The 22447-nt window shown below is 69.2% G+C and carries 19 protein-coding genes; 13 read left to right on the plus strand and 6 right to left on the minus strand.

From position 1 onward, the window contains the following. Window positions 1–154 precede the first annotated feature (154 nt). The 4 genes from pdxH (at window position 155) to purU (ending at window position 3463) form a co-directional block, all read left to right on the plus strand. Entirely contained in the window at window positions 155–784 is a 630-nt protein-coding gene (gene pdxH / locus ACEU5R_RS20625) for a pyridoxamine 5'-phosphate oxidase (RefSeq protein ID WP_392411448.1), read from the plus strand. A 102-nt stretch (window positions 785–886) separates the two neighbouring features. Next, complete coding sequence (locus ACEU5R_RS20630; protein ID WP_103272594.1) at window positions 887–1411, plus strand: flavin reductase family protein; 525 nt, start codon at window positions 887–889, stop codon at window positions 1409–1411. A gap of 49 nt (window positions 1412–1460) precedes the next feature. Beyond that, the gene (locus ACEU5R_RS20635; protein ID WP_103272593.1) at window positions 1461–2573 is read left to right on the plus strand and encodes an NAD(P)/FAD-dependent oxidoreductase; all 1113 of its coding nucleotides are present in this window, start codon (window positions 1461–1463) and stop codon (window positions 2571–2573) included. Between the two features lie 35 nt (window positions 2574–2608). Continuing rightward, window positions 2609–3463 carry a formyltetrahydrofolate deformylase gene (gene purU, locus ACEU5R_RS20640; protein WP_103272592.1) on the plus strand — a complete coding sequence of 285 codons (855 nt, stop codon included), beginning with the start codon at window positions 2609–2611 and terminating at the stop codon, window positions 3461–3463. Between the two features lie 45 nt (window positions 3464–3508). Here the strand turns inward: purU and ACEU5R_RS20645 are convergent, their stop codons facing one another. Continuing rightward, entirely contained in the window at window positions 3509–4414 is a 906-nt protein-coding gene (locus tag ACEU5R_RS20645) for a LysR family transcriptional regulator (RefSeq protein WP_392411449.1), read from the minus strand. Between the two features lie 127 nt (window positions 4415–4541). Here ACEU5R_RS20645 and ACEU5R_RS20650 point away from each other — a divergent pair, with 127 nt between their 5' ends. From ACEU5R_RS20650 to ACEU5R_RS20660, 3 genes are all read left to right on the plus strand, one after another. Beyond that, complete coding sequence (locus tag ACEU5R_RS20650) at window positions 4542–6230, plus strand: acyl-CoA dehydrogenase family protein (protein ID WP_392411460.1); 1689 nt, start codon at window positions 4542–4544, stop codon at window positions 6228–6230. Window positions 6231–6288: 58 nt separating this feature from the next. Then, a complete protein-coding gene (locus ACEU5R_RS20655; RefSeq protein ID WP_392411450.1) occupies window positions 6289–7266 on the plus strand; it encodes a Bug family tripartite tricarboxylate transporter substrate binding protein in 978 nt (325 codons plus the stop codon). A 180-nt stretch (window positions 7267–7446) separates the two neighbouring features. Continuing rightward, window positions 7447–8577 (plus strand): CaiB/BaiF CoA transferase family protein, encoded by a 1131-nt coding sequence (locus ACEU5R_RS20660; RefSeq protein WP_392411461.1) that lies wholly within the window; start codon window positions 7447–7449, stop codon window positions 8575–8577. A 45-nt stretch (window positions 8578–8622) separates the two neighbouring features. Here the strand turns inward: ACEU5R_RS20660 and ggt are convergent, their stop codons facing one another. Further along, window positions 8623–10377, minus strand: a complete 1755-nt coding sequence (gene ggt, locus ACEU5R_RS20665) for a gamma-glutamyltransferase (protein ID WP_392411462.1) — start codon at window positions 10375–10377, stop codon at window positions 8623–8625. A gap of 146 nt (window positions 10378–10523) precedes the next feature. Between ggt and ACEU5R_RS20670 the strand changes: the two genes are divergently transcribed. Next, the gene (locus ACEU5R_RS20670) at window positions 10524–11420 is read left to right on the plus strand and encodes a LysR family transcriptional regulator (RefSeq protein ID WP_103272586.1); all 897 of its coding nucleotides are present in this window, start codon (window positions 10524–10526) and stop codon (window positions 11418–11420) included. Window positions 11421–11529: 109 nt separating this feature from the next. Here the strand turns inward: ACEU5R_RS20670 and ACEU5R_RS20675 are convergent, their stop codons facing one another. After that, a complete protein-coding gene (locus ACEU5R_RS20675; protein WP_103272585.1) occupies window positions 11530–12522 on the minus strand; it encodes a tripartite tricarboxylate transporter substrate binding protein BugE in 993 nt (330 codons plus the stop codon). A 244-nt stretch (window positions 12523–12766) separates the two neighbouring features. On the opposite strand from ACEU5R_RS20675, the gene ACEU5R_RS20680 reads away from it, so the two are divergent. After that, window positions 12767–13660, plus strand: coding sequence for an AEC family transporter (locus ACEU5R_RS20680; protein ID WP_103272584.1), 894 nt, complete (start codon window positions 12767–12769; stop codon window positions 13658–13660). Between the two features lie 177 nt (window positions 13661–13837). Here ACEU5R_RS20680 and fumC read toward each other — a convergent pair whose 3' ends face one another. After that, window positions 13838–15232, minus strand: a complete 1395-nt coding sequence (gene fumC, locus ACEU5R_RS20685) for a class II fumarate hydratase (protein ID WP_103272583.1) — start codon at window positions 15230–15232, stop codon at window positions 13838–13840. Window positions 15233–15402: 170 nt separating this feature from the next. On the opposite strand from fumC, the gene tsaE reads away from it, so the two are divergent. Further along, the gene (gene tsaE, locus ACEU5R_RS20690) at window positions 15403–15951 is read left to right on the plus strand and encodes a tRNA (adenosine(37)-N6)-threonylcarbamoyltransferase complex ATPase subunit type 1 TsaE (RefSeq protein WP_392411451.1); all 549 of its coding nucleotides are present in this window, start codon (window positions 15403–15405) and stop codon (window positions 15949–15951) included. Then, window positions 15882–17264: an N-acetylmuramoyl-L-alanine amidase gene (locus ACEU5R_RS20695; protein ID WP_158658328.1), complete on the plus strand. Its 1383-nt coding sequence runs from the start codon at window positions 15882–15884 to the stop codon at window positions 17262–17264. The genes tsaE and ACEU5R_RS20695 overlap by 70 nt, the downstream gene beginning before the upstream one ends. Window positions 17265–17346: 82 nt before the next feature. Here the strand turns inward: ACEU5R_RS20695 and ACEU5R_RS20700 are convergent, their stop codons facing one another. Then, window positions 17347–17982, minus strand: coding sequence for a VTT domain-containing protein (locus ACEU5R_RS20700; RefSeq protein WP_103272581.1), 636 nt, complete (start codon window positions 17980–17982; stop codon window positions 17347–17349). A gap of 77 nt (window positions 17983–18059) precedes the next feature. Between ACEU5R_RS20700 and mutL the strand changes: the two genes are divergently transcribed. Together mutL and miaA are read left to right on the plus strand one after the other, a co-directional pair. Then, window positions 18060–20126: a DNA mismatch repair endonuclease MutL gene (gene mutL, locus ACEU5R_RS20705; protein WP_392411452.1), complete on the plus strand. Its 2067-nt coding sequence runs from the start codon at window positions 18060–18062 to the stop codon at window positions 20124–20126. Window positions 20127–20128: 2 nt separating this feature from the next. Beyond that, window positions 20129–21094 carry a tRNA (adenosine(37)-N6)-dimethylallyltransferase MiaA gene (gene miaA / locus ACEU5R_RS20710; RefSeq protein WP_392411453.1) on the plus strand — a complete coding sequence of 322 codons (966 nt, stop codon included), beginning with the start codon at window positions 20129–20131 and terminating at the stop codon, window positions 21092–21094. 116 nt (window positions 21095–21210) lie between these two features. On the opposite strand, the gene purM is transcribed toward miaA, so the two are convergent. Further along, window positions 21211–22260, minus strand: coding sequence for a phosphoribosylformylglycinamidine cyclo-ligase (gene purM, locus ACEU5R_RS20715; protein WP_103272579.1), 1050 nt, complete (start codon window positions 22258–22260; stop codon window positions 21211–21213). Between the last annotated feature and the right edge of the window lie 187 nt (window positions 22261–22447).

A 22447-nucleotide genomic window follows, 5' to 3' on the forward strand; every position in this document is an offset into this window, starting at 1 on the left:
GCAGGGCACGCCGGCGCGACGCGTTCCGGCAACAGGCGCCGGACAGGCCGGCTCCCGCCTGCGCCCGATATGAGCAAGCCCTGCGCAGGGTCAATAGGGGAGCGCCCGCCCGGGCGGTATAAACTCCCTGTCATCAACGCTGAATCAAAGTCCCATGTCCGTCTCCGATCTGCGTCAAAGCTACGAAAAAAACGTCTTGCTGGAAAGCCAGGCCAGCGCTTCGCCGCTGGAACAGTTTTCCCGCTGGTTCGACGAGGCCCAGGCCGCCAAGGTGCCCGAACCCAATGCCATGACGCTGGCCACGGTCGACGCCAGCGGCCAGCCCAGCGCGCGCATCGTCCTGATCAAGGGCTACGATGAGCAGGGCTTCACCTTCTTCACCAACTACGAATCGCGCAAGGGCACGGACCTGCTGGCCGAGCCGCGCGCCTGCCTGCTGTTCTTCTGGCAGCCGCTGGAACGCCAGGTGCGCATCGAGGGCGTGGTGGAAAAGGTCGCGGCCGAGGAATCCGACGCCTACTACCACAGCCGGCCCGCCGGCTCGCGGATCGGCGCCTGGGCCTCGCGCCAGAGCCAGCCCATCACCCGCGAAGAACTGGAAGCCCGCGAGCAGGAATTCCGCGCCCGCTACGGCGACCAGCCGCCGCGCCCGCCGCACTGGGGCGGCTACCGCCTGAAACCCACCGCGTTCGAATTCTGGCAAGGCCGCCCGTCGCGCCTGCACGACCGCCTGCGCTACGTCCCCGACGGCGCCGGCTGGAAGATCGAACGCCTATCGCCGTAGAGGCCCCCCCGAGCGCTGCGCGCTTCCCCCAGGGGCGCAGCTGCGGACCGGCGGAGCCGGATCCGCGCTGCCCCGATAAGGGTGGCGCCGCCGTGAACTTACATGACTGTTTCCAAGCCTGACTTCGACGCCGCCTTTTTCCGCACCGCGCTGGGACGCTACGCCACCGGCGTGACGGTGGTCACCGCCGCCGACGCCGATGGCGCGCCCATCGGGCTGACGGTCAGCTCCTTCAATTCGGTGTCGCTGAATCCGCCGCTGGTGCTGTGGAGCCTGTCCGGCGGCTCGTCGTCGCGGGAAGCCTTCGAGCGCTGCGATCGCTACGTCGTCAATGTGCTGAGCGCCCACCAGATCGCGCTGGCGCGCCGCTTCGCCACCGGCAGGACGCCCGACCGCTTCAACGGCCTGACCGTGGCGCGGGCGCCGGGCGGCACGCCGATGCTGGACGGCGGCTGCGCCGCCTGGTTCGAATGCCACAACCGCAGCCGCTACGTCGAAGGCGATCACGTCATCATGGTCGGCGAAGTCGAGCGCTGCGGCCACAGCGGCGAGCCGCCGCTGGTCTTCCATGCCGGCGGCTTCGACCTCACCCCCGCCGGCGCCCACGCCGCCAGGAAAACGCCATGACGACCCGCCGCTCTCGCGCACAGGCATTGTCCGCCGCCGGAGCCCGCCGATGAGCGCCGACATCGACTGCGTCGTGATCGGCGCGGGCGTGGTCGGCCTGGCGATCGCGCGGGCCCTGGCGCTGCGCGGACGCGAGGTGCTGGTGGCAGAAGCCACCGAGGCCATCGGCACCGGCACCAGCTCGCGCAACTCCGAAGTCATACACGCCGGCATCTATTACCCGGCCGGCAGCCTGAAAGCCCGGCTGTGCGTGCGCGGCAAGCATCTGCTCTACGCCTATTGCGCCGAGCGCGGCGTGCCGCACAAGCGCCTGGGCAAGCTGATCGTGGCCACCGACACGGCCCAGGCGGCCCAGCTGGAGGACATCGCCCGGCGCGCGCGCGCCAACGGCGTGGACGACCTGCAATACATTTCCGGCGAAGAGGCCATGCGTCTGGAACCGGCGCTGCGCTGCACCGCCGCGCTGCTGTCGCCATCCACCGGCATCGTCGACAGCCATGCCCTGATGCTGTCCTACCAGGGCGACGCCGAGAACGCCGGCGCGCAGTGCGTGTTCCACACGCCGCTGGAATCCGGGCGCGTGCGGCCCGAGGGCGGCTTCGAGCTGCGATTCGGCGGCGCCGACGCGATGCGCCTGAGCTGCAACATCCTGATCAACGCGGCCGGCCTGCGGGCGCCGGCGCTGGCGCGCCGCATCGACGGCGTGCCGGCCGCCAGCATCCCCGCCAGCTACCTGTGCAAGGGCAGCTATTTCACGCTATCCGGCCGCGCGCCGTTCTCGCGGCTGATCTACCCCGTTCCGCAGCACGCCGGCCTGGGCGTGCACCTGACGCTGGACCTGGGCGGTCAGGCCAAGTTCGGTCCCGACACCGAGTGGGTCGACAGCGAGGACTACACCCTGGACCCGGCCCGCGCCGACGTGTTCTACGAGGCGGTGCGCAGCTACTGGCCCGCCCTGCCCGACCACGCGCTGGCGCCCGGCTACACTGGCATCCGCCCGAAGATCTCCGGCCCGCGCGAGCCGGCCGCCGATTTCATGATCGCCGGCCCCGCCGACCACGGCGTGCCCGGCCTGGTCAATCTGTTCGGCATAGAATCCCCCGGCCTGACGTCCAGCCTGGCCCTGGCCGACGAAACCCTGGCGCGCCTGGCCGCCGCCTGATCCGACCTTCCTTCCATCCACGCATCCTCCAGACCATGCAGCACAACGACTACATCCTGACCCTGTCCTGCCCCGACCGCACGGGCATCGTGTATCGCGTCAGCGGTTTGTTGTTCGAACTGGGCTGCAACATCCTGGATTCCCAGCAATTCGGCGACGACGAAACCGGCCGCTTCTTCCTGCGCGTGCACTTCGACCTGCCGTCGGACATCCAGCCCGATGCGCTGCGCGCGCGCCTGGACACGCTGTCGGCCGAGTTCGGCATGGACCTGCAGCTGCACGACGCCCGCCGCAAGGCGCGCCTGCTGATCATGGTCAGCAAGCAGGGCCACTGCCTGAACGACCTGCTGTTCCGCGTGCACAGCGGCCAGCTGCGCGCCGAAGTCGCGGCCATCGTCTCCAACCACAACGACTACGCGCCGCTGGCGGCCACCTACGGCATCCCCTTCCACCACCTGCCCGTCACGCCCGACACCAAGGCGCAGCAAGAACAGCAGGTGCTGGACCTGGCGGCCCGCGAGCACATCGACCTGGTGGTGCTGGCCCGCTACATGCAGATCCTGTCGGCGGACATGTGCCGCGCGCTGAACGGCCGCGCCATCAACATCCACCACAGCTTCCTGCCCAGCTTCAAGGGCGCGCGCCCCTATCACCAGGCGCACGCGCGCGGCGTGAAGATCATCGGCGCGACGGCCCACTACGTGACCTCGGACCTGGACGAAGGCCCCATCATCGACCAGGACATCGAACGCGTGGACCACACCATGACGGCCGCCGATCTGACCCAGGTGGGCAGCGACATCGAATCGCTGGTGCTGTCGCGCGCGGTGCGCAGCCACGTCGAGCACCGCATCCTGCTGAACCGCAACAAGACCGTCGTCTTCCGCTGATCGCGCGGATCCGGCCGGCGGCGGCCTTGCCCTTCCGGCCCTGCCCTAGCCCGCTTCAGGCCGCAACGTCGGCATGCGCGCCATCACCAGCCGCATCGCGCTTTCCTGCAACGGCGTGCGGCCCCCGGCCGGCCAGATCGCCTGACTGACCGAGCGCGCCTCGTGCTCGAAGCCGATGAAGCGCGTGCCGGCCAGCCCGCTGCGCGACAGGCAGGCCGGCACGATCGCCACCCCCAGCCCCTGCGACACCAGCGCGGCCACGCTCAGCCAGTGACGCACCTCGTGCCGCACCAGCGGCGTGAAGCCGGCCGTCACGCACAGCGACAGCACCGTCTCGTAATAGCTGGGCGAGGCCGCGCGCGCGAAGAACACGAAGTCCTCGCCGGCCAGCTCGACCAGCGCCAGGCTGCCGCGCCGCGCCAGCGCATGGCCGGACGGCAGGCAGACGACGAAGGGTTCCGCCACCAGGTCCTGCGCCTGCACGCCTTCGGGTAACGGGTTGGCGTGGATGAAGCCCAGGTCCAGCTCGCCGCGATGCACGGCCTCGATCTGGTCATGGGAATTCAGCTCGGCCAGCACGTGCTCCACCTCCGGCAGCTCGGCCCGCATGGCCGCCAACAGCGCCGGCAGGCCCCGGTACAGCATCGAACCGACGAAGCCGATGCGCAGCCGCCCGCGCAGCCCGGCATCGACGCGCCGCACCAGCACGCGCACGTCCTCGGCCTGCCGCAGCAGCGCCTGAGCCTCGCGGTACAGCACCTTGCCCGCCTCGGTCAGCGCCACCTGGCGGCTGGTGCGCTCCAGCAGGCGCGCCCCCACGCCCTGCTCCAGCTGGCGGATGGCATAGCTGAGCGGCGGCTGGGAAATATGCAGCCGCGCCGCCGCACGGCCGAAATGCCGCTCCTCGGCCACGGCGATGAAATAGCGCAAGAGGCGCGGTTCCAGGTCCATCGCCTGTCTCCCATCATCAATATTTTTTTTGGATCAATCCAGACAAATCAAGTATTTGCATAGATTAATCCAGCCGCGCACCATGCAGCATCCCTCCGCTGCCCAGGACCGCCCCAAGGACACCGCCATGCCTGCCCCGCCGACCGCCGCCACGCCCGTGCCCGATTCGCGCGGCCTGAACCTGTTTCGCGCCGATCCCTACGCGGCCGCGCTCAGCCGCCTGTACCTGCCTGCGGCGCTGCACGCGCACCTGCTGCCGCACCTGGACCGGCTGGGCGCGCTGGCCGGCGGCCGCATGGACGAGCTGGCCGCCGACGCCGACAGGCATCCGCCCACGCTGTCGGTGCGCAACCGCGCCGGGGCCGACGAATCCCGCATCGACAAGCACCCGGCCTACGTCGAGCTGGAGCGCCTGGCCTACAGCGAATTCGGCCTGGCCGCGCTGTCGCATCGCGGCGGCGCGCTGGGCTGGCCCGAGCCCATGCCGGCGGCGGCCAAGTACGCGCTCAGCCATCTGTTCGTGCAGGCCGAGTTCGGCCTGTGCTGCCCGGTCAGCATGACCGATTCGCTGGCGCGCACGCTGCGCAAGTTCGGCGCGCCGGAACTCGTCGACAAGGTGCTGCCGCAGGTCACGAGCCTGGACTTCGACAGCCTGCGCCAGGGCGCCATGTTCATGACCGAGCAGGGCGCGGGCTCCGATGTCAGCGCCACCGAGGTCGTGGCCGAGGCGCGGCCGGACGGCAGCTGGCGTCTTAGCGGCGACAAGTGGTTCTGCTCCAACCCCGACGCCGGCTTCGCCATGGTGCTGGCGCGCAGCGAGACGCAGCCCGGCCTGAAGGGCGTGTCGCTGTTCCTGCTGCCGCGCGAGCTGGACGACGGCAGCCGCAACCGCTACCGCATCCTGCGGTTGAAGGACAAGCTCGGCACCCGCTCAATGGCCAGCGGCGAGATCCGCCTGGAAGGCGCCACCGCCTGGCTGGTGGGCGAGCGCGGCCGTGGCTTCAAGCAGATGGCCGACATGATCAACAACTCGCGCCTGTCCAATGGCATGCGCGCGGCCGGCCTGATGCGCCGCGCCGTCACCGAGGCGGTCTACTTCTCGCAGCAGCGCCGCGCCTTCGGCCAGCGCCTGATCGACATGCCGCTGATGCGCCGCCAGCTGGCCAAGATGACGGTCTGGGCCGAACAGGCCCGCAGCGTGATGTTCCAGACGGCGCGCGCGCTGGCCGAGGCCGACCAGGGCCGCGCGGACCCGGCGCTGGCGCGCATCCTGACGCCGCTGATCAAGTTCCGCGCCTGCCGTGATGCGCGCAAGGTCACCGGCGACGCGATGGAGGTACGCGGCGGTTGCGGCTACATCGAGGAATGGACCGAGCCGCGCCTGGTGCGCGACGCACACCTGGGCTCGATCTGGGAAGGCACCAGCAACATCGTCGCGCTGGACGTGCTGCGCGCCATCAACCGCGAAAACTCGCTGCCGGCCCTGCGTCGCCACGTCGACCAGCTGCTGGCCGAAGGCGTGCCTTGCACGGACGCGCTGGCCGCCACGCAGCAGGACGCCATCGAGCGCAGCTTCGCGTTCGCCGCCATGGCGGCCGAGGGCAACCGCGCGGAACTGGCGCGGCAGGCGGCGACGCTGCTGTATCACGCCGTGTCCATCGCCGCCCTGCGCCGGGAAGCCCGCGAGCCGGGCCTGGAAACGCGCGCGGTCCTGGCCGACCTGGTGTTGCGGCATCGCCTGGCCGCGCGCGACCCGTATTCGGCGCCCGCGAACGAAAGCGCCGACTGCGCCGCCATCCTGCAATACGCGCTGTAGCACCGCGCGCCCACGACGCCGGCGGCACAGCCGGCGCGCCACCACAATGGAGACAACCATGAAACGCCTGCTCATCCCGCTGCTGCTGGCCACCGCCACGCTCACCGCCGCCGCGCCAGCGTCCGCCGCCGACGCCTACCCCACGCGTCCCGTCACGCTGGTCGTGCCCTTCCCGCCCGGCGGCCCGACCGACGCGATGGCGCGCCGCCTGGCCGAAAAGCTCAGGCAGCCGCTGAACCAGAACGTCATCGTCGAGAACCGCGCCGGCGCCGGCGGCAACATCGGCTCGGAATATGTGGCGCACGCCAAGCCCGACGGCTACACCATCCTGTTCGGCACCTCCGGCCCGCTGGCGATCAACATCAGCCTGTACAAGAACCAGGGCTATGACCCCGAGAAAAGCTTCGCGCCCGTCATCCGCATCGGCCACCTGCCCAACATCCTGGTGGTCCACCCCTCGGTGCCGGCGACCAACGTGCAGGAGCTGATCGCCTACGCCAAGCAGCACCCGGACAAGCTCAGCTACGCCTCGTCGGGCAATGGCGCGTCCTCGCACCTGGCCGGCATCCTGTTCAACCAGATGGCCGGCACGCAGATCATGCACATCCCGTACAAGGGCACCGGCCCGGCGCTGAACGACCTGCTTGGCGGCCAGGTATCCATGTCCTTCACCGACATCCTGACGGCGCTGCCCCACATCAAGGCCGGCAAGCTGCGCGCCATCGGCCTGGCCAGCGCGCAGCGCTCGGACGCGCTGCCCGACCTGCCCACCATTTCGGAACAGGGGCTGAATGGCTATGACGTCAGCGTGTTCTTCGGCATCGTGGCGCCCAAGGACACGCCGGCCGCGACGGTGAACCAGCTCAACCAGGCGTTCCGCGCGGCGCTGGCGGACCCCGACGTGAAACAGGCGCTGCAAAGCCAGGGCATCGTTGCGGCGCAGGACCAGAGTCCGGCCGCGCTGACGGGCTTCATCGCCGAGGAAGTGCCCAAATGGCGCGCGCTGATCAAAAGCGCCAACGTCTCTATAGATTGAGCCCCCCCGAGCGCTGCGCGCTTCCCCCCAGGGGGCGCAGCTGCGGACCGGCGGAGCCGGATCCGCGCTGCCCCGATCTTGGGACAGCCGTTGGGTGCGGAGCGCCGGGGGTGTGGCGGCAGGCGCATGACGCATCTGCTCCCCAGGGAAGCAACACTGACCACGAACCAGCGAGTACCTATGTTCCCCAAGCTTTCCGACGCCGGCGCGCTTGCCGGCTGCACGGTGATCGACCTGTCCCGCGTGCTGGGCGGTCCGTATTGCACGCAGATTCTTGCCGACCACGGCGCCGACGTGCTCAAGATCGAGCCGCCGGGCGGCGACGAAACTCGGGGCTGGGGGCCGCCGTTCCTGGGCGAGACGGCGTCCTACTTCATCGGCGTGAACCGCAACAAGCGCGGCATGGCGCTGGATCTGTCGCTGCCGGCGGGCCAGGAGCTGCTGCGCGCGCTGCTGGCCGACGCCGACGTGCTGGTCGAGAACTTCAAGCCCGGCACGCTGGAGAAATGGGGCTTGGGCTACGAGACGCTGAGCCAGGCGTTCCCGAAGCTGATCCATTGCCGCGTCAGCGGCTTCGGCGCCGACGGGCCGCTGGGCGGCCTGCCGGGCTACGACGCCTGCGCCCAGGCCATGTGCGGCCTGATGAGCGTGAATGGCGAGGCCGATGGCGAAGCCACCCGCGTCGGCCTGCCCGTGGTGGACATGGTCACCGGCCTGAACGCGGCCGTGGCGGTGCTGCTGGCGCTGAACGAGCGCGCGCGCAGCGGCCTGGGGCAGTTCCTGGACATCACGCTGTACGACTGCGCGCTGTCGCTGCTGCACCCGCACGCGCCCAACTATTTCTACAGCGGCAAGGCGCCGGCCCGCAGCGGCAATGCGCATCCCAACATCGCGCCCTATGAAACGCTGCCCACCGCCAGCGGCCCGATCTTCCTGGCCGTGGGCAACAACCGCCAGTTCGCGCAGTTGGCCACCGCGCTGGGCGCGCCCGAACTGGCGCGAGACCCGCGCTACGCGGCCAACGCCGACCGGCTGGCCAACCGCCAGTCCTTGCGCGACGCCCTGTCGGCGCTGCTGGCGACGCACGAGGCCGCTGCGCTGGCGGACCGGCTGCTGCGCGCGGGCGTGCCCGCCGCCGCCGTGCAGACCGTGGACCAGGCCCTGGCCCATCCGCATACCCGCCATCGCGGCATGCTGCTGGAACAGGGCGACTACCGGGGCGTGGGCTCGCCGATCAAGCTGTCGCGCACGCCCGCCAGGCTGCGCAGGCTGCCGCCGGCGCTGGGCGGCCTGGAACCAGAGGCCGGCTAGCGGATCGAGCTGGCGACACGGCGTAGGGCCGCGTGCGCGGCGCGCCTAGCCGCCCTGCGCCAGGCCTTCGCGGCGCGGATCCGCGCCGCCCTGCAAGCCGTCCGGTCCGATCACGATGCCGTGGATGCCGCTGGGAAACTCGGTGATGCGCAGCGGATGCCCCATCGCTTCCAGCGCGGGCGCCAACGCCTCCAGCGCCGTGCCCTTTTCCAGCTCGGTGTCCTTGTTGCGGCTGCCCATGTTGGGCAGCGAGATCGCGGCCTGGATGTCCAGGCCCCAATCCAGCACGCCCACCAGCGTCTTGGCCACGTAGTTGATGATGGCACTGCCGCCCGGCGAGCCGACCACCATGTAAGGCTTGCCGTCGCGCAGCACGATCATGGGCGCCATGGCGCTGCGCGGGCGCTTGCCCGGTTCGATGCGGTTGGCCACAAGCCGGCCCTCGGGATCCTTGAACGCCGACGAGAAATCGGTCATCTCGTTGTTAAGCAGGAAGCCGCGCACGAAGATCTTGCTGCCGAACTCGTTCTCGATGGTGGTGGTCATGCTGATCGCGTCGCCGCGCGCGTCGACCGCCACCAGGTGACTGGTGGACGGCTGTTCCAGCGCCGCGTCGCGGCCCAGGCCCAGCAGCTTGCCCTCGGGGTCGCCGGGCAGCGCGACCTTCATGCTGCGGTCCGGCTGGATCAGCGCGCCGCGCGCGCGCAGATAGGCGGGATCGAGCAGCGCGCGCACCGGCACCTTCACGAAGTCGGGATCCGCCACGTAGAAATCGCGGTCCGCGAAGGCCAGCCTGCCGGCCTCCGCGAAGTAGTGCACGGCCTGCGCGCTATTGGGCGCGTAGCGGGACATGGGGTACTGCTCCAGCTCGCCCAGCATCTGCAACACCGCCAGCGGACCGCTGCTGGGCGGCGCCATGCCGCACAGCTCGTAGCCCCGGTACGCGCCGCAGACCGGCTCGCGACGCTTGGCCTGATAGCCCGCCAGGTCGTCCAGACTCAGATCGCCGGGCTTGGCGTGACCGTGCACGGCCGCGACGATATCGCGCGCGATCGCGCCACGGTAGAAGGCGTCGGCGCCGCGCGCCGCGATCTCGCGCAGCGTTTGGGCGAACTCGGGATTCTTCAGCACATGCCCCACCGGCCAGGGCTGGCCGTCGGGCGCGTAGAAATAGGCCGCGGCGGCCGGCTGCTTCGGCAGCGCCTTGTTGCCGGCCAGCAGCGCGTGCAAGCGAGGCGATACCGGAAAGCCCTGCTCGGCCAGGCGGATGGCCGGCGCGAACAGGTCCGCCCAGGGCAGCTTGCCGTGCTCCTTGTGCGCCAGCTCCAGCCCGCGCAGCAGTCCCGGCGTGGCCACGGCCATGCCGTTGTTGACGGACTGCGCGAAGGACAAGGGCTTGCCGTCGGCATCAAGGAAGCGGTCCTGGCGAGCGGCCGCCGGCGCGGTTTCACGGGCATCGTAGGTCAGGACGCGCTTTTGCCCCGCCGAGTACAGCACCAGGAAAGCGCCGCCGCCGATGCCGGAGGACTGCGGCTCGACCAGGTTCAGCACCAGCTGCGCGGCGATGGCCGCATCCACGGCGCTGCCGCCAGCCCGCAGCATTTCGTCGCCCGCGCGCGTGGCCCAGGGATTGGCCGACACCATCATGAAATGCGGCGCGCGCACCAGCTCGCGTTCGGCATAGCCCGTCGCCGCCTCGGGATTCCGGTCCGCCGCCTGCGGGCCGCGCGCCCACGCGGCGGGCGGGGCTGACACGCCGGCGGCGATAAGGACGGCGGCAAGAACGGCGCGAACGGGCAAGGGCATGGCGGACTCCGGCTGGAAACGGTGGGCGTGGCAGCCCCCAATGATATTCAAATCCGCCAAGGGCGCGGCCGGGGCGCCCTGCAGGCATCCGGCATAGAATCCCGGTTCCGGCACTGCCCGCTCTTCCCGCTTTTCGCGTCATGCGCCTGCGTCACATCGAGATTTTCGAAGCCATCCGCCGCACCGGTTCACTGACCGAGGCCGCGGCCGCGCTGCACATTTCCCAGCCCGCCGCCAGCAAGCTGCTGGCGCATGCCGAGGCCCAGCTGGGTTTCAAGCTGTTCGAGCGCGTCAAGGGCAGGCTGGTGGCCACGCGCGAGGCCGAGATCCTGACGCCCGAGGTGGCGCGGCTGAACCAGGACCTGAACAGCGTGCGCCGGCTGGCGGCCAGCCTGCGCGACCGGCCGCACGGCCATCTGCGGCTGGGCAGCGCGCCGGCGCTGGGGCTGGGCCTGTTGCCCGGCGTGGTGCGCGCCAGCCGCGACGCGCATCCCGGCGTCACCTTCGACCTGCATACCTACCATAGCGCCGAGCTGGTCCAGGGGCTGCTGACGCGCGAGCTGGACGCCATCGTCACCTTCGACACCAATGACTATCCCGGCCTGACCCGCATCGGCCTGGGCCAGACCGAACTGGTGCACCTGAGCCTGGATCCGGGAACGGGTCCGCTGCGCCTGGCCGACTTGCCGCCGGACCACGCGCTGATCGTGCTGGACGCGCGCGACGCCGCCGGTGCGCTGCTGCAGCTGGCGCTGGACGCGCAAGGCGTGGAGGTGAACCCCGCGATCCAGGTGAAGACGCACTACATGGCCTGCGCGCTGGTGGAGGCCGGCTGCGGCGATGCGATCGTCGACGCCATCACCGCCAGTGCGCTGCTGCGGCCGGGCATGCACCTGCGCCGACTGGAACCCGCGCTGCGCGTGCCCATCAGCATCATGATGCGCAACCAGGACCCGATGTCGGCCCTGCACCGCGACCTGATCGAACGGTTGCGCGCGGCCTGCGACACGCAGCTGGCGCGCCTGACCGAAGCCTGATCGCGGGCGCGCCGCCATCGCGACGCCAGGACTGGCCGCAATGAAAACGGGCGCCCCAGGGCGCCCGTGCAAACCCGGGACCGGCCCGGCCGGTCCCTGCGTCAAGCCGTCAGTCCAGCTTGATGTTCTGCTTCTTCACGACGTCCTTCGCCCAGTCGTACTGTTCCTTGATTTCCTTGGCGAACTCTTCCGGCGTATTGCCCGACGGCGCCGAGCCCTGGTCGTCCAGCGCCTTGATGACCTTCGGGTCCTTCAGCGCCACGACGGCGGCGTCGCGCAGCTTGTTCACGACTTCCATCGACGTGCCCTTGGGCGCCAGCAGGCCGTACCAGACCGGCTGGTTCAGCACCGGGAAGCCGGCGTCCTTGAAGGTCGGCACGTCCTTGATGGCATCGATGTTGCCCGGCCACGCGATGGCCATGGCGCGCAGCTTGCCCGCCTGGATCTGCGGCATGGAGGACGGCAGGTTGTCGAAGATGATTTCGATCTGGCCGCCGACGGCGTCGGCCACGGCCGGGCCCGAGCCCTTGTACGGCACGTGCACGATGTCGGTGCCCGTGGCCATCTTGAACGACTCGCCCATCAGATGCAGCACGCCGCAGGTGCCCGAGCTGCCGTAGGAATACTTGCCGGGGTTCTTCTTCAGCTCTTCCAGGAAGCCCTTGAAGTCCTTGGCCGGGAACTTCGGATTCACGGCGACCACGTTGGCCGTGTTGGCGAAGTTGGTGACCGGCTGGAAGTCCTTGATCGGATCGTAGGGCAGGTCGTTCGGACGGCAGGCCGGGTTCACGGCCATGGTCGACACGGTGGCGATCGACAGCGTGTAGCCGTCCGGCTCGGCGCGCGCGGCCTCGGATGCACCGATGGCGCCGCCAGCGCCGCCCTTGTTTTCCACGACCATGGGCTGACCCAGTTCCTGGCTCATGCGCTGCGTCACGAGGCGCGCGATGATGTCGGTGGAACCGCCCGGGGCGAACGGGACGATGACGCGGATGGCCTTGCTGGGATACTTGTCGGCGGCGTGCGCGGCCGAGACGCCCAGCGTGCCGGCGGCGCCGGTGGCCAGCGCGATGGCCACGGCCAGGGTGCGAGCTTTATTCATTGGTGTGTTTCCTCCAAGATAGCGAATCCGCCTGTGTGCGGATTGTGTAGCGGGCCGGCCGTCTGTGGACGGACGACGATTGGCGATGGGGGCGCTTAGTTATGCGCGCCGCCGCGTTGTGCGGCGCTGATTATGCGTTGCTGATGGAACACGCGCCCGCCAGAATGTCGGAGAATAGCAGCAAATGCTTACACCCGCCTAGGCAGAAAATCCCCTGCCGGCGCAACGAAAAAAGCCATTCCCCATGTCGGTCGCACTGCTGGTTTTCCCCGATTTCATGCTGGTCGCGCTGGGCTGGGCGCTGCGCCACAAGCTGGGCTTTTCGCGCGAATTCTTCGCCGGCGCCGAGCGTCTCGTCTACTTCGTGCTGTTCCCCGCGCTGCTGTTCCAGGCGATCCTGCGCACCCCCATCAGCGCCGGCAACGCCGCCCTGCTGCTGCAGGCCACGGCCGCCATGATCGCTGTCGGCGTCGCGCTGTCGTGGCTGGCCGGTCCGGTGCTGCGACCCTCGTCGATCGGGCTGGCGTCCGCCGCGCAATGCGGCTATCGCTTCAACACCTATATCGGCCTGGCGCTGTCGGCCAGCGTCGGCGGCGCGCAGGGGCAGACCATCATGGCGCTGATCATCGGCTTCGCCGTGCCCATGGCCAACGTGGTCGCGGTCTATGGCCTGGCGCGCCACAGCGGCGCCAACCTGCTGCGCGAGCTGGCGCGCAATCCGCTGGTGGTCTCGACGCTGGCGGGCCTGGCCTGCAACCTGGCGGGCCTGCAGCTGCCCGGCCCGGTCGACACGGTGCTGGCGCGGCTGGGCGCGGCGGCGATCGCGCTGGGCATTCTGTGCGTGGGCGCCAGCCTGGCCTGGGAAGGCGGCAAGGGCTATGGCGCGCTGATCGCCTGGATGCTGGCCGTGAAGCTGGCCGCGCTGCCGCTGGTGGCCTTGCTGGTGGCGCATCTGCTGGGCATGCCACCGCTGGAATCGCGCATGCTGCTGCTGTTCGGCGCGCTGCCCACGGCATCGGCCGCCTATGTGCTGGCCATGCGCATGGGCGGCGACGGGCGCATGGTGGCACTGCTGCTATCGCTGGGCACGCTGGCCTCGGCGCTGACCATTCCGCTGTGGCTGATGCTGACGCAATAATCGCGGCAAGTCCTTCCAACCATTGCAAGATAACGGACGCCCGCGCCACGCGCGTCGTGGCGCCGGCTGTCCTGGCAACGGCGCACCTTCCGCCTGCTGCGTCCGCGCAAAAAAATGCCGCCCCGACGGGGCGGCATTCGTGCTTTCAGCCTGAGCGCGTCGACCGCGCCTTGGGCCTCAGGGCTTCTTGGCGTTGGTCATGTCGGCCGGCACCACCCACTGGGCGAACTGTTCCTCGTTGAGGAAGCCCAGCGCCAGCGCCGACTCCTTCAGCGACAACCCTTCCTTGTGCGCCTTCTTGGCGATCTGCGCGGCCTTGTCATAGCCGATGTGCGGGTTCAGCGCAGTCACCAGCATCAGCGAGCGGTCGACCAGTTCGGCGATGCGCGCGTGGTTGGGCTCGATGCCCTGGGCGCAGTGCTGGTCGAAGCTGGCCATGCCGTCGGTCAACAGGCGCACCGACTGCAGGAAGTTGTGGATGACCAGGGGCTTGAAAACGTTGAGCTCGAAGTTGCCGCTGGCGCCGCCGATGTTGATGGCGACGTCGTTGCCCAGCACCTGCGCGGCCAGCATGGTCACGGCTTCGCACTGCGTCGGATTGACCTTGCCCGGCATGATGGAGCTGCCCGGCTCGTTCTCGGGAATGCTGATCTCGCCCAGGCCGGAACGCGGACCGCTGGCCAGCCAGCGCACGTCATTGGCGATCTTCATCAGGCCGGCGGCCAGCGACTTCAGCGCGCCGTGCGCGAACAGCAGCGCTTCGTGCGAGGCCAGGGCCTGGAACTTGTTGGGCGCCGACACGAAGGCCGTGCCGGTGGCGTGCGCCAGATCGGCCGAGACCTTGGCGCTGAACTGCGGATGCGCGTTCAGGCCCGTGCCCACGGCGGTGCCGCCGATAGCCAGCTGGTGCAGGCCCGGCAGCGTGGCGCGGATCTGCTGCTCGGCCAGGTCCAGCTGGGCCACGTAGCCCGAGATTTCCTGGCCCAGCGTCAGCGGCGTGGCGTCCTGCAGGTGGGTGCGGCCGATCTTGACGATGTCGTAGAACTCGGCGCTCTTGGCGGCCAGCGTGGCGCGCAAGGCCTTCAACGAAGGCAGCAGATGGTGCTCGACCTGGACGGCGGCGGCCACGTGCATGGCGGTGGGGAAGGTATCGTTGGACGATTGGCCGCGATTGACGTGGTCGTTCGGATGGACCTTGCGCGCTTCGCCGCGCTCGCCGCCCAGCAGCTCGGAGGCGCGGTTGGCCAGCACCTCGTTCATGTTCATATTGCTCTGCGTGCCCGAGCCGGTCTGCCACACGGACAGCGGGAATTCGTCAGGCCACTTGCCGGCGATCACTTCGTCGGCGGCGCGCGAGATGGCATCGGCGATCTTCGGATCCAGCTCGCCCAGGTCGGCGTTCACCTTGGCGGCGGCGCGCTTGAGCTGCGCCATCGCGGTGACCAGCGGCGCGGGCATCTTCTCGGTCGAGATCGCGAAGAAATGCAGCGAGCGCTGGGTCTGGGCGCCCCACAGGTGGTCCTGGGGGACCTCGATGGGGCCGAAGGTATCTTTTTCGATGCGGGTCTTCATGGCGCGTACAGCTCCGTAGCGGCGTCGTTCGCGGGCGGATTCACCCCGACGCATTTGAGAATAGCAATCAATTATGGATAACGTTATAGGTTAGCAGAAACCCGCATTCCTATAATCGCTGACATTCGATATATCCCTGTACCGCTTTTTACCACCTCTGGCCCTGTCCCATGTCCGCGCCCAAGCCTGTCCCCCTGAGCAGCCTGACCCTGCACCTGCCCGACGAATCCGCCACGGAATCGCTGGCGCGGCAGCTCGCGCCGCTGGTTTCCGGCCAGGCCGGCATCCCGGCGGGCGGCGCGATTCACCTGCAAGGCGACCTGGGTGCGGGCAAGACGGCCTTCACCCGCGCGCTGTTGCGCGAATGCGGCATCAAGGGCCGGATCAAAAGCCCAAGCTACGCGCTGCTTGAATCCTATAAAGTTTCTAACTTATACTTCTATCACCTTGATTTTTATAGATTTAGTGATTCGCGCGAATGGTTGGACGCAGGATTCCGGGATTTACTGCGTGACGATGCGGTCGTTTTGATCGAATGGCCGGAGCGGGCAGAGGGTCTCTTGCCCCCGCCCGACCTGCAGATTTCCCTCGCCTACGCGGGCGAAGGACGCGACGCCAGCCTGACCGCGTACACCGCCCGAGGACAAACATGGTTGAACGCGATTGTCCCCCCGCCGCCAGCGCCCTGCCCAAGGCAGGCGCCGCCCGACGCCGCCTGATCAGCGTCGCCGCCACGCTGCTCGTCCTCCCCGTATTGCCACGCCTGGCCCAGGCCGCCACCATCCTCGCGGTGCGGACCTGGCCGGCCGACGAATACACCCGCGTCACGCTGGAGCTGGACAGCGAGCTCAAGGCGGAACAATTCACGCTGGAAAATCCCCACCGCCTGGTGGTGGACATCGAGGGCCTGACCATCAATGCGGCCCTCAATGATCTGGTGTCCAAGGTCCGGCCCGACGACCCCTATATCCAGAGCCTGCGCGTGGCGCAGAACCGGCCCAACGTGGTGCGGATGGTGTTCGACCTGAAGCAGGCGGTGGCGCCGCAGGTGTTCACGCTCAAGCCCGTTGCCGACTATCAGTACCGCCTGGTGCTGGACCTGTATCCCAAGGTCGCGCAGGATCCGCTGATCGCGGTGATCAACAAGCAGGGCGGTCCCGACGTCGACGATCCGCTGGCCCGCATCCTGGAAGACATCCAGCGCAATCCAGGCAGCAAGAACAACCCGCCGCCCGAGCCGCCGCTGGCGCGCGGCCAGCAGCCCGCCGCGCCGATTCCGACGCCCAAGCCGCCGCCCGCCTCCGCCGGACGCGGCAAGCAGCGCATGCTGACCATCGCGCTGGACCCCGGCCACGGCGGCGAGGATCCGGGCGCGATCGGCAGCAGCGGCCTGCGCGAGAAGGACGTGGTGCTGCGCATCGCGCGCCGGCTCAAGGCGCTGATCGACAGCCAGCCGAACATGCGCGCCTACCTGACGCGCGACGACGACTACTTCGTACCGCTGCACGTGCGCGTGCAGAAGGCGCGCCGCGCGCACGCAGACCTGTTCGTGTCCATCCACGCCGACGCCTGGATCAAGCCGTCCGCCAACGGTTCGTCGGTGTTCGCGCTGTCCCAGCGCGGCGCCACCAGCGCGCAGGCGCGCTGGATGGCCGACAAGGAAAACGCGGCCGACCTGATCGGGGGCGTGAACCTGGGCAGCCACGACCGTCAGGTCGCCAAGGTGCTGCTGGATCTGTCCACCACGGCGCAGATCAACGACTCGCTCAAGGTGGGCAATTCCTTCCTGGACGAGATCAAGAAGATCAACCGGCTGCACAAGAACAGCGTCGAACAGGCCGGCTTCGCCGTGCTCAAGGCGCCGGACATTCCGTCCATCCTGGTCGAGACGGCCTTCATCAGCAATCCGCAGGAAGAAGCGCTGCTGCGCAGCGCCTCGCACCAGGACAAGCTGGCGCAGGCCATGATGACGGGGATCCAGCGTTACTTCACCGCGAATCCTCCGCTGGCAAGGCTGGGCGATGTGAGCTGACCGGAACGTCCCATTCCCGCGTCCTGAAAAGAACAGGGCCATGCGCTGACGGCGCATGGCCCTGTTCTTTTGCGCGGCGCGTCTATTGGCGGCGCGAACGGATCAGCTTGAACAGGCCCGCGCCGACCACCGGCACGATGGCGGCGGCCAGGCCCAGCAGCACGATGGTGTTCAGGTGGTCCTTGATGAACGGAATGTTGCCGAAGAAGTAGCCGGCCGCCACCAGACCGCCCACCCAGGCCAGCGCGCCGGCGACGTTGAACAGCTGGAAGCGCCCGAACGGCATCTCGGCCACGCCGGCCACGAAAGGCGCGAAAGTCCTCACCACGGGGATGAAGCGCGACAGCACGATGGTCTTGCCGCCGTGCTTTTCATAGAAGGCATGCGTGCGCATCAGCGCGCCCCGGTCCAGGAAGCGCAGGTTCATCGAGAACACGCGCGGACCGATATAGCGGCCGATCGTGTAATTCAAGGTATTGCCCGTCACCGCCGCGATCAGCAGCAGCACCGACAGCATGACCGGATCGATCTTGCCCGTCGCGCCCAGCGCCCCGGCGATGAAGAGCAGCGAATCGCCAGGCAGAAAGGGCAGCACCACCAGCCCGGTCTCGGCGAACACGATCAGGAACAGCACGGGATACACCCAGGCGCCGTACTGGTCGACCCAGACGCTCAAGGTCTGGTCGATATGCAACACCATATTGAAAAAATCCAGCATCGACGCCATCCTGCCATGCGGTAGTGAAATCCGTCACCGACTATAGCCCAGGCGGTCCTGAGGCTAAAATCGTCACCATGGCCACCCCCGATACCCGTCCCCCGACCGACCGCCGTTCCATCCTCGCGCTGCCCGACCTGCTGATCAGTCAGATCGCGGCCGGCGAGGTCATCGAGCGGCCGGCATCCGTGCTCAAGGAAGTGCTGGAGAACGCGATCGACGCCGGCGCGCGCGCCATCGAAGTGCGGCTGGAAGGCGGCGGCATCCGCCGCATCGCCGTGACCGACGATGGCGGCGGCATTCCGCCCGAGGAACTGCCGCTGGCGCTGGCGCGCCACGCCACCAGCAAGATCCGCTCGCTGACCGAACTGGAATCGGTGGCGTCGATGGGATTTCGCGGCGAGGCGCTGGCCTCCATCGCCTCGGTCGCGCAGGTGTCCATCATCTCGCGCACGCGCGACGGCGAGCACGCCTGGCAGATCGACGGCGGCAGCCTGCAGGTCAGCCCCGCCTCGGGCCCGCCCGGCACCACCGTGGACGTGCGCCAGCTGTTCGACGCGGTGCCGGCGCGCCGCAAGTTCCTGCGCTCGGAAGCCACCGAATTCGGGCATTGCGTGGACGCGATGGAACGCATCGCGCTGGCGCATCCGCACATCGCGTTCCGCCTGTTCCACCACGACCGCGCGCAGCGCCAATGGCTGCCCGCCGATCCGCCGCAGCGCATCCGCGACGTGCTGGGCGCGGAGTTCGCCGAGCACGGCCTGCTGCTGTCGCATGCCGTCGGCACGGTGAGCCTGGCCGGCATGATCACCCGCCCGACCGCGGCCCGCGCGCGCGCCGACCGGCAATACCTGTACGTCAACGGCCGTTTCGTGCGCGACCGCACGGTCAGCCACGCGCTGCGCGCCGCCTACGCCGACGTGCTGCATGGCGACCGCCAGCCGGCCTATGTGCTGTTCCTGGACATCGATCCCGCCGCGGTGGACGTCAACGTCCATCCCGCCAAGCATGAGGTGCGCTTCCGCGACAGCGGCGCCGTGCACCGCTTCGTCTCGCACGCGGTCGGCCAGACGCTGGCGCAGACCGGCGGCGCGTCCGCCGTCACGCCGCAAGCCCATGACGCGGAACCCGGCGCTCTGCCGGCGCAGGACGCTGGCGCAAGCGCCACGGACGCCGCACGGAACGCATCCATCTCCCCGGACGCGGATGCCTCGCGGGCCTCGTGGCATGCGCCGGCCTCGGGCGCGTCCGCCGCCGGCATGCCCGCCGCCGGTACGCCCGCCGCCGGTACGCCCGCATCCGGGATGCACGCATCGGGTCACGCCTCGCAGCCGTCATCCGCGCGCCCGGGCTACACCAGCAGCGGCAACGCCGCGCCCTACGGCCTGCGTCCCTCGCCCGCGCCGCAACGGCCGCATACGCAGGTGCCGTTCCGCCTGCACGCCGAACCCGCCGGCATTCCGGCGGCCGACTGGCAGTCGCTGTACCGTCCGCTGAACGAAGACGCCGCGCCGCGCACGACGCCGCTGCGCGACTCGGCCGCCCTGCCCGCCGACGAGGAACACCCGCTGGGCATGGCCCTGGCCCAGGTCCACGGCATCTACATCCTGGCGCAGAACAAGCGCGGCATGGTGCTGGTGGATATGCACGCGGCCCATGAGCGCGTGGTCTACGAACAGCTCAAGCAGGCGCTGGACGCGCGCAGCCTGCCGCGCCAGGACCTGCTGGTGCCAGTGGTGTTCCACGCCCAGGAAAAGGACGTGGCCGTCGCCGAGGAATTCGAGGAACAGCTCGCCGAGCTGGGCTTCGAGTTGCGCCCGTCCGGCCCCACCTCGATCGCGGTGCGCTCGGTGCCCGCCATGCTGGCGCGCGGCGACATCGAAACGCTGGCCCGCGCCGTGCTGCGCGACCTGGGCGGCGTGGGCGTGTCGCGCCTGTTGACCGAGCAGCGCAACGAGCTGCTGTCCACCATGGCCTGCCACGGCTCGGTGCGCGCCAACCGCAAGCTCACCATCGAAGAGATGAACGGGCTGCTGCGGCAGATGGAAGCCACCGAACGCGCGGATCAGTGCAACCACGGCCGCCCGACCTGGGTGCAGTGGTCGGTGTCCGACCTGGACAAGCTCTTCCTGCGCGGACAATAGCCTTGCCTTCTTCTTCCGCATCCGGCCTGCCGCCGGTCATCTGTCTGGCCGGCCCGACCGCGGCCGGCAAGAGCGCGTCCACGCTGGCGCTGGCAGAACGCTGGCCGATGGAGATCGTCAACGTCGATTCGGCCACGATCTACCGAGGCATGGACATCGGCACCGCCAAACCCTCGCCCGCCGAGCAGGCGCGCGTGCCTCAGCATCTGCTGGACATCCTGGACCCCGCGCAGTCGTACTCGGCGGCCGAATTCCGCGCCGACGCGCTGCGCCTGATCGACGAGATCCGCGCGCGCGGCCGCGTACCGCTGCTGGCCGGCGGCACCATGATGTACTACAAGGCGCTGCGCGACGGGCTGGACGACCTGCCGCAGGCCGACCCGGCGCTACGCGCCGAACTGGAAGCGCGCGCCGCCCGCGAAGGCTGGCCCGCGCTGCATGCCGAACTGGCCACGCTGGACCCCATCACCGCCGCGCGGCTGGCGCCCAACGACAGCCAGCGGATCCAGCGCGCGCTGGAAATCTGCCGCCTGTCCGGCCAGCCCATGTCCGCGCTGCTGCTGCGCGCGCAGCGCAAGCCGGACGAGGACGCCAACCAGTACCTGACGATCAGCCTGGAACCCTCGGACCGCGCCGCGCTGCACGCGCGCATCGAACAGCGCTTCGACGCCATGCTGGCGCAAGGCCTGATCGATGAAGTACGCGCCCTGCGCGCGCGCGGCGACCTGCATCCCGGCCTGCCCTCGGTGCGCTGCGTGGGCTACCGCCAGATGTGGGCGCACCTGGACGGCGAGATCGACCTGGCCGGCGCGCGCGAGCAAGGCATCGCCGCCACGCGCCAGCTGGCCAAGCGCCAGATCACCTGGCTGCGGGCGCAGCCTGAGCGTGTCATCGTCGATTGCCTGGCGCGGGACGCGGTGGCGCGCACGATCGACGCGGTGGCCGCCGCGCTGGGCGAACGCGCCTGACACGTCCACGGGGCCTGCTCCCCATCACAGACGCGTCGCCCTCCGTCTGCCTCCCAAAATGAAAAAGCCCGCCGTAGCGGGCTTTTTCCTGCCGACCGTTCAACGGCCGGTCACGCTCAGACCACGAAAGTCTGCGCCATGCCGTCCTGCTGCTCGACGATCTCGCCGATGCGGTTGACGGTCTCGCCCTGCTCGCGCAGGGTCGCGGCGATGGCGTCGGCCTGGGCGGCGTCCACCACCAGCACCATGCCGATGCCGCAGTTGAAGACGCGGTGCATTTCGGTGTCTTCCACGCCGCCCTGCTGCTGCAGCCACTGGAACAGCTTGGGCATTTCCCAGCCGTCGCGGTGCAGCTTGGCCGACAGGCCGGGCTGCAGGATGCGCGGCACGTTGTCCAGCAGGCCGCCGCCGGTGATGTGAGCCAGGCCCTTGATGGCGGTGCCGTGCTTGGCCAGCGCGGCCAGCACCTGCTTGACGTAGATGCGGGTAGGCGCCATGACCACGTCGACCAGCGGCTGGCCATGGAAGTCCTGGTCGGGACGGGCGTTGGCACGCTCGAGAATCTTGCGGACCAGCGAATAGCCGTTGGAGTGCGCGCCGCTGGACGCCAGGCCCAGCACCACGTCGCCGGTCTTGATCGACTTGCCGTCGATGATGGCCGACTTTTCCACCGCGCCCACCGCGAAGCCGGCCAGGTCGTATTCGCCGTCCGGGTACATGCCGGGCATTTCGGCGGTCTCACCGCCGATCAGCGCGCATCCCGACAGCTCGCAACCCTTGGCGATGCCGCCCACCACGGACGCCGCCGTATCCACGGACAGCTTGCCGCAGGCGAAGTAGTCCAGGAAGAACAGCGGCTCGGCGCCCTGCACCAGGATGTCGTTGACGCTCATGGCGACCAGGTCGATGCCCACGGTGTCGTGACGGTTCCACTCGAACGCCAGGCGCAGCTTGGTGCCCACGCCGTCGGTGCCCGACACCAGCACCGGCTCCTTGAACTGCTTCGGCACTTCGAACAGGGCGCCAAAGCCGCCGATACCGGCCAGGACCCCGGGACGCATGGTGCGGGCCGCGAGCGGCTTGATACGGTCGACCAGGGCGTCGCCCGCATCGATATCGACGCCAGCGTCGCGGTAGGTCAGGGGAGCGGAGGGTTGATTCGTCATGAGAAATGCCGTGGGATATGTAACAATTGCTGGGAATTGGGGTGGGTTGCCCGGTATTTTACGACGCCGCGGCCCGAAGCTGGCCACAAGCCGGTGCCGACGCCCCCCAAACGCCCGGAATCCGCCGGAAGCCAGGGCCTGAACGGCGGACTGGCGCGACACCGCCCCTCAGGTGGTTTAAAGTGTA

Source organism: Achromobacter sp. 413638, from assembly GCF_043119405.1.
Taxonomy (GTDB): domain Bacteria; phylum Pseudomonadota; class Gammaproteobacteria; order Burkholderiales; family Burkholderiaceae_B; genus Achromobacter.

Bases quoted from the DNA above. Each gene is read 5' to 3' on its own strand.
- ACEU5R_RS20695 (WP_158658328.1), top strand. From the start codon at position 15,882: ATGGTTGAACGCGATTGTCCCCCCGCCGCCAGCGCCCTGCCCAAGGCA.
- pdxH (WP_392411448.1), top strand. From the start codon at position 155: ATGTCCGTCTCCGATCTGCGTCAAAGCTACGAAAAAAACGTCTTGCTG.
- ACEU5R_RS20635 (WP_103272593.1), top strand. From the start codon at position 1,461: ATGAGCGCCGACATCGACTGCGTCGTGATCGGCGCGGGCGTGGTCGGC.
- fumC (WP_103272583.1), bottom strand. From the start codon at position 15,232: ATGAAGACCCGCATCGAAAAAGATACCTTCGGCCCCATCGAGGTCCCC.
- ACEU5R_RS20675 (WP_103272585.1), bottom strand. From the start codon at position 12,522: ATGAATAAAGCTCGCACCCTGGCCGTGGCCATCGCGCTGGCCACCGGC.
- purM (WP_103272579.1), bottom strand. From the start codon at position 22,260: ATGACGAATCAACCCTCCGCTCCCCTGACCTACCGCGACGCTGGCGTC.
- ACEU5R_RS20670 (WP_103272586.1), top strand. From the start codon at position 10,524: ATGCGCCTGCGTCACATCGAGATTTTCGAAGCCATCCGCCGCACCGGT.
- tsaE (WP_392411451.1), top strand. From the start codon at position 15,403: ATGTCCGCGCCCAAGCCTGTCCCCCTGAGCAGCCTGACCCTGCACCTG.
- mutL (WP_392411452.1), top strand. From the start codon at position 18,060: ATGGCCACCCCCGATACCCGTCCCCCGACCGACCGCCGTTCCATCCTC.
- ACEU5R_RS20700 (WP_103272581.1), bottom strand. From the start codon at position 17,982: ATGCTGGATTTTTTCAATATGGTGTTGCATATCGACCAGACCTTGAGC.
- ACEU5R_RS20655 (WP_392411450.1), top strand. From the start codon at position 6,289: ATGAAACGCCTGCTCATCCCGCTGCTGCTGGCCACCGCCACGCTCACC.
- ACEU5R_RS20680 (WP_103272584.1), top strand. From the start codon at position 12,767: ATGTCGGTCGCACTGCTGGTTTTCCCCGATTTCATGCTGGTCGCGCTG.
- ACEU5R_RS20650 (WP_392411460.1), top strand. From the start codon at position 4,542: ATGCCTGCCCCGCCGACCGCCGCCACGCCCGTGCCCGATTCGCGCGGC.
- purU (WP_103272592.1), top strand. From the start codon at position 2,609: ATGCAGCACAACGACTACATCCTGACCCTGTCCTGCCCCGACCGCACG.
- ACEU5R_RS20645 (WP_392411449.1), bottom strand. From the start codon at position 4,414: ATGGACCTGGAACCGCGCCTCTTGCGCTATTTCATCGCCGTGGCCGAG.
- ACEU5R_RS20660 (WP_392411461.1), top strand. From the start codon at position 7,447: ATGTTCCCCAAGCTTTCCGACGCCGGCGCGCTTGCCGGCTGCACGGTG.
- ACEU5R_RS20630 (WP_103272594.1), top strand. From the start codon at position 887: ATGACTGTTTCCAAGCCTGACTTCGACGCCGCCTTTTTCCGCACCGCG.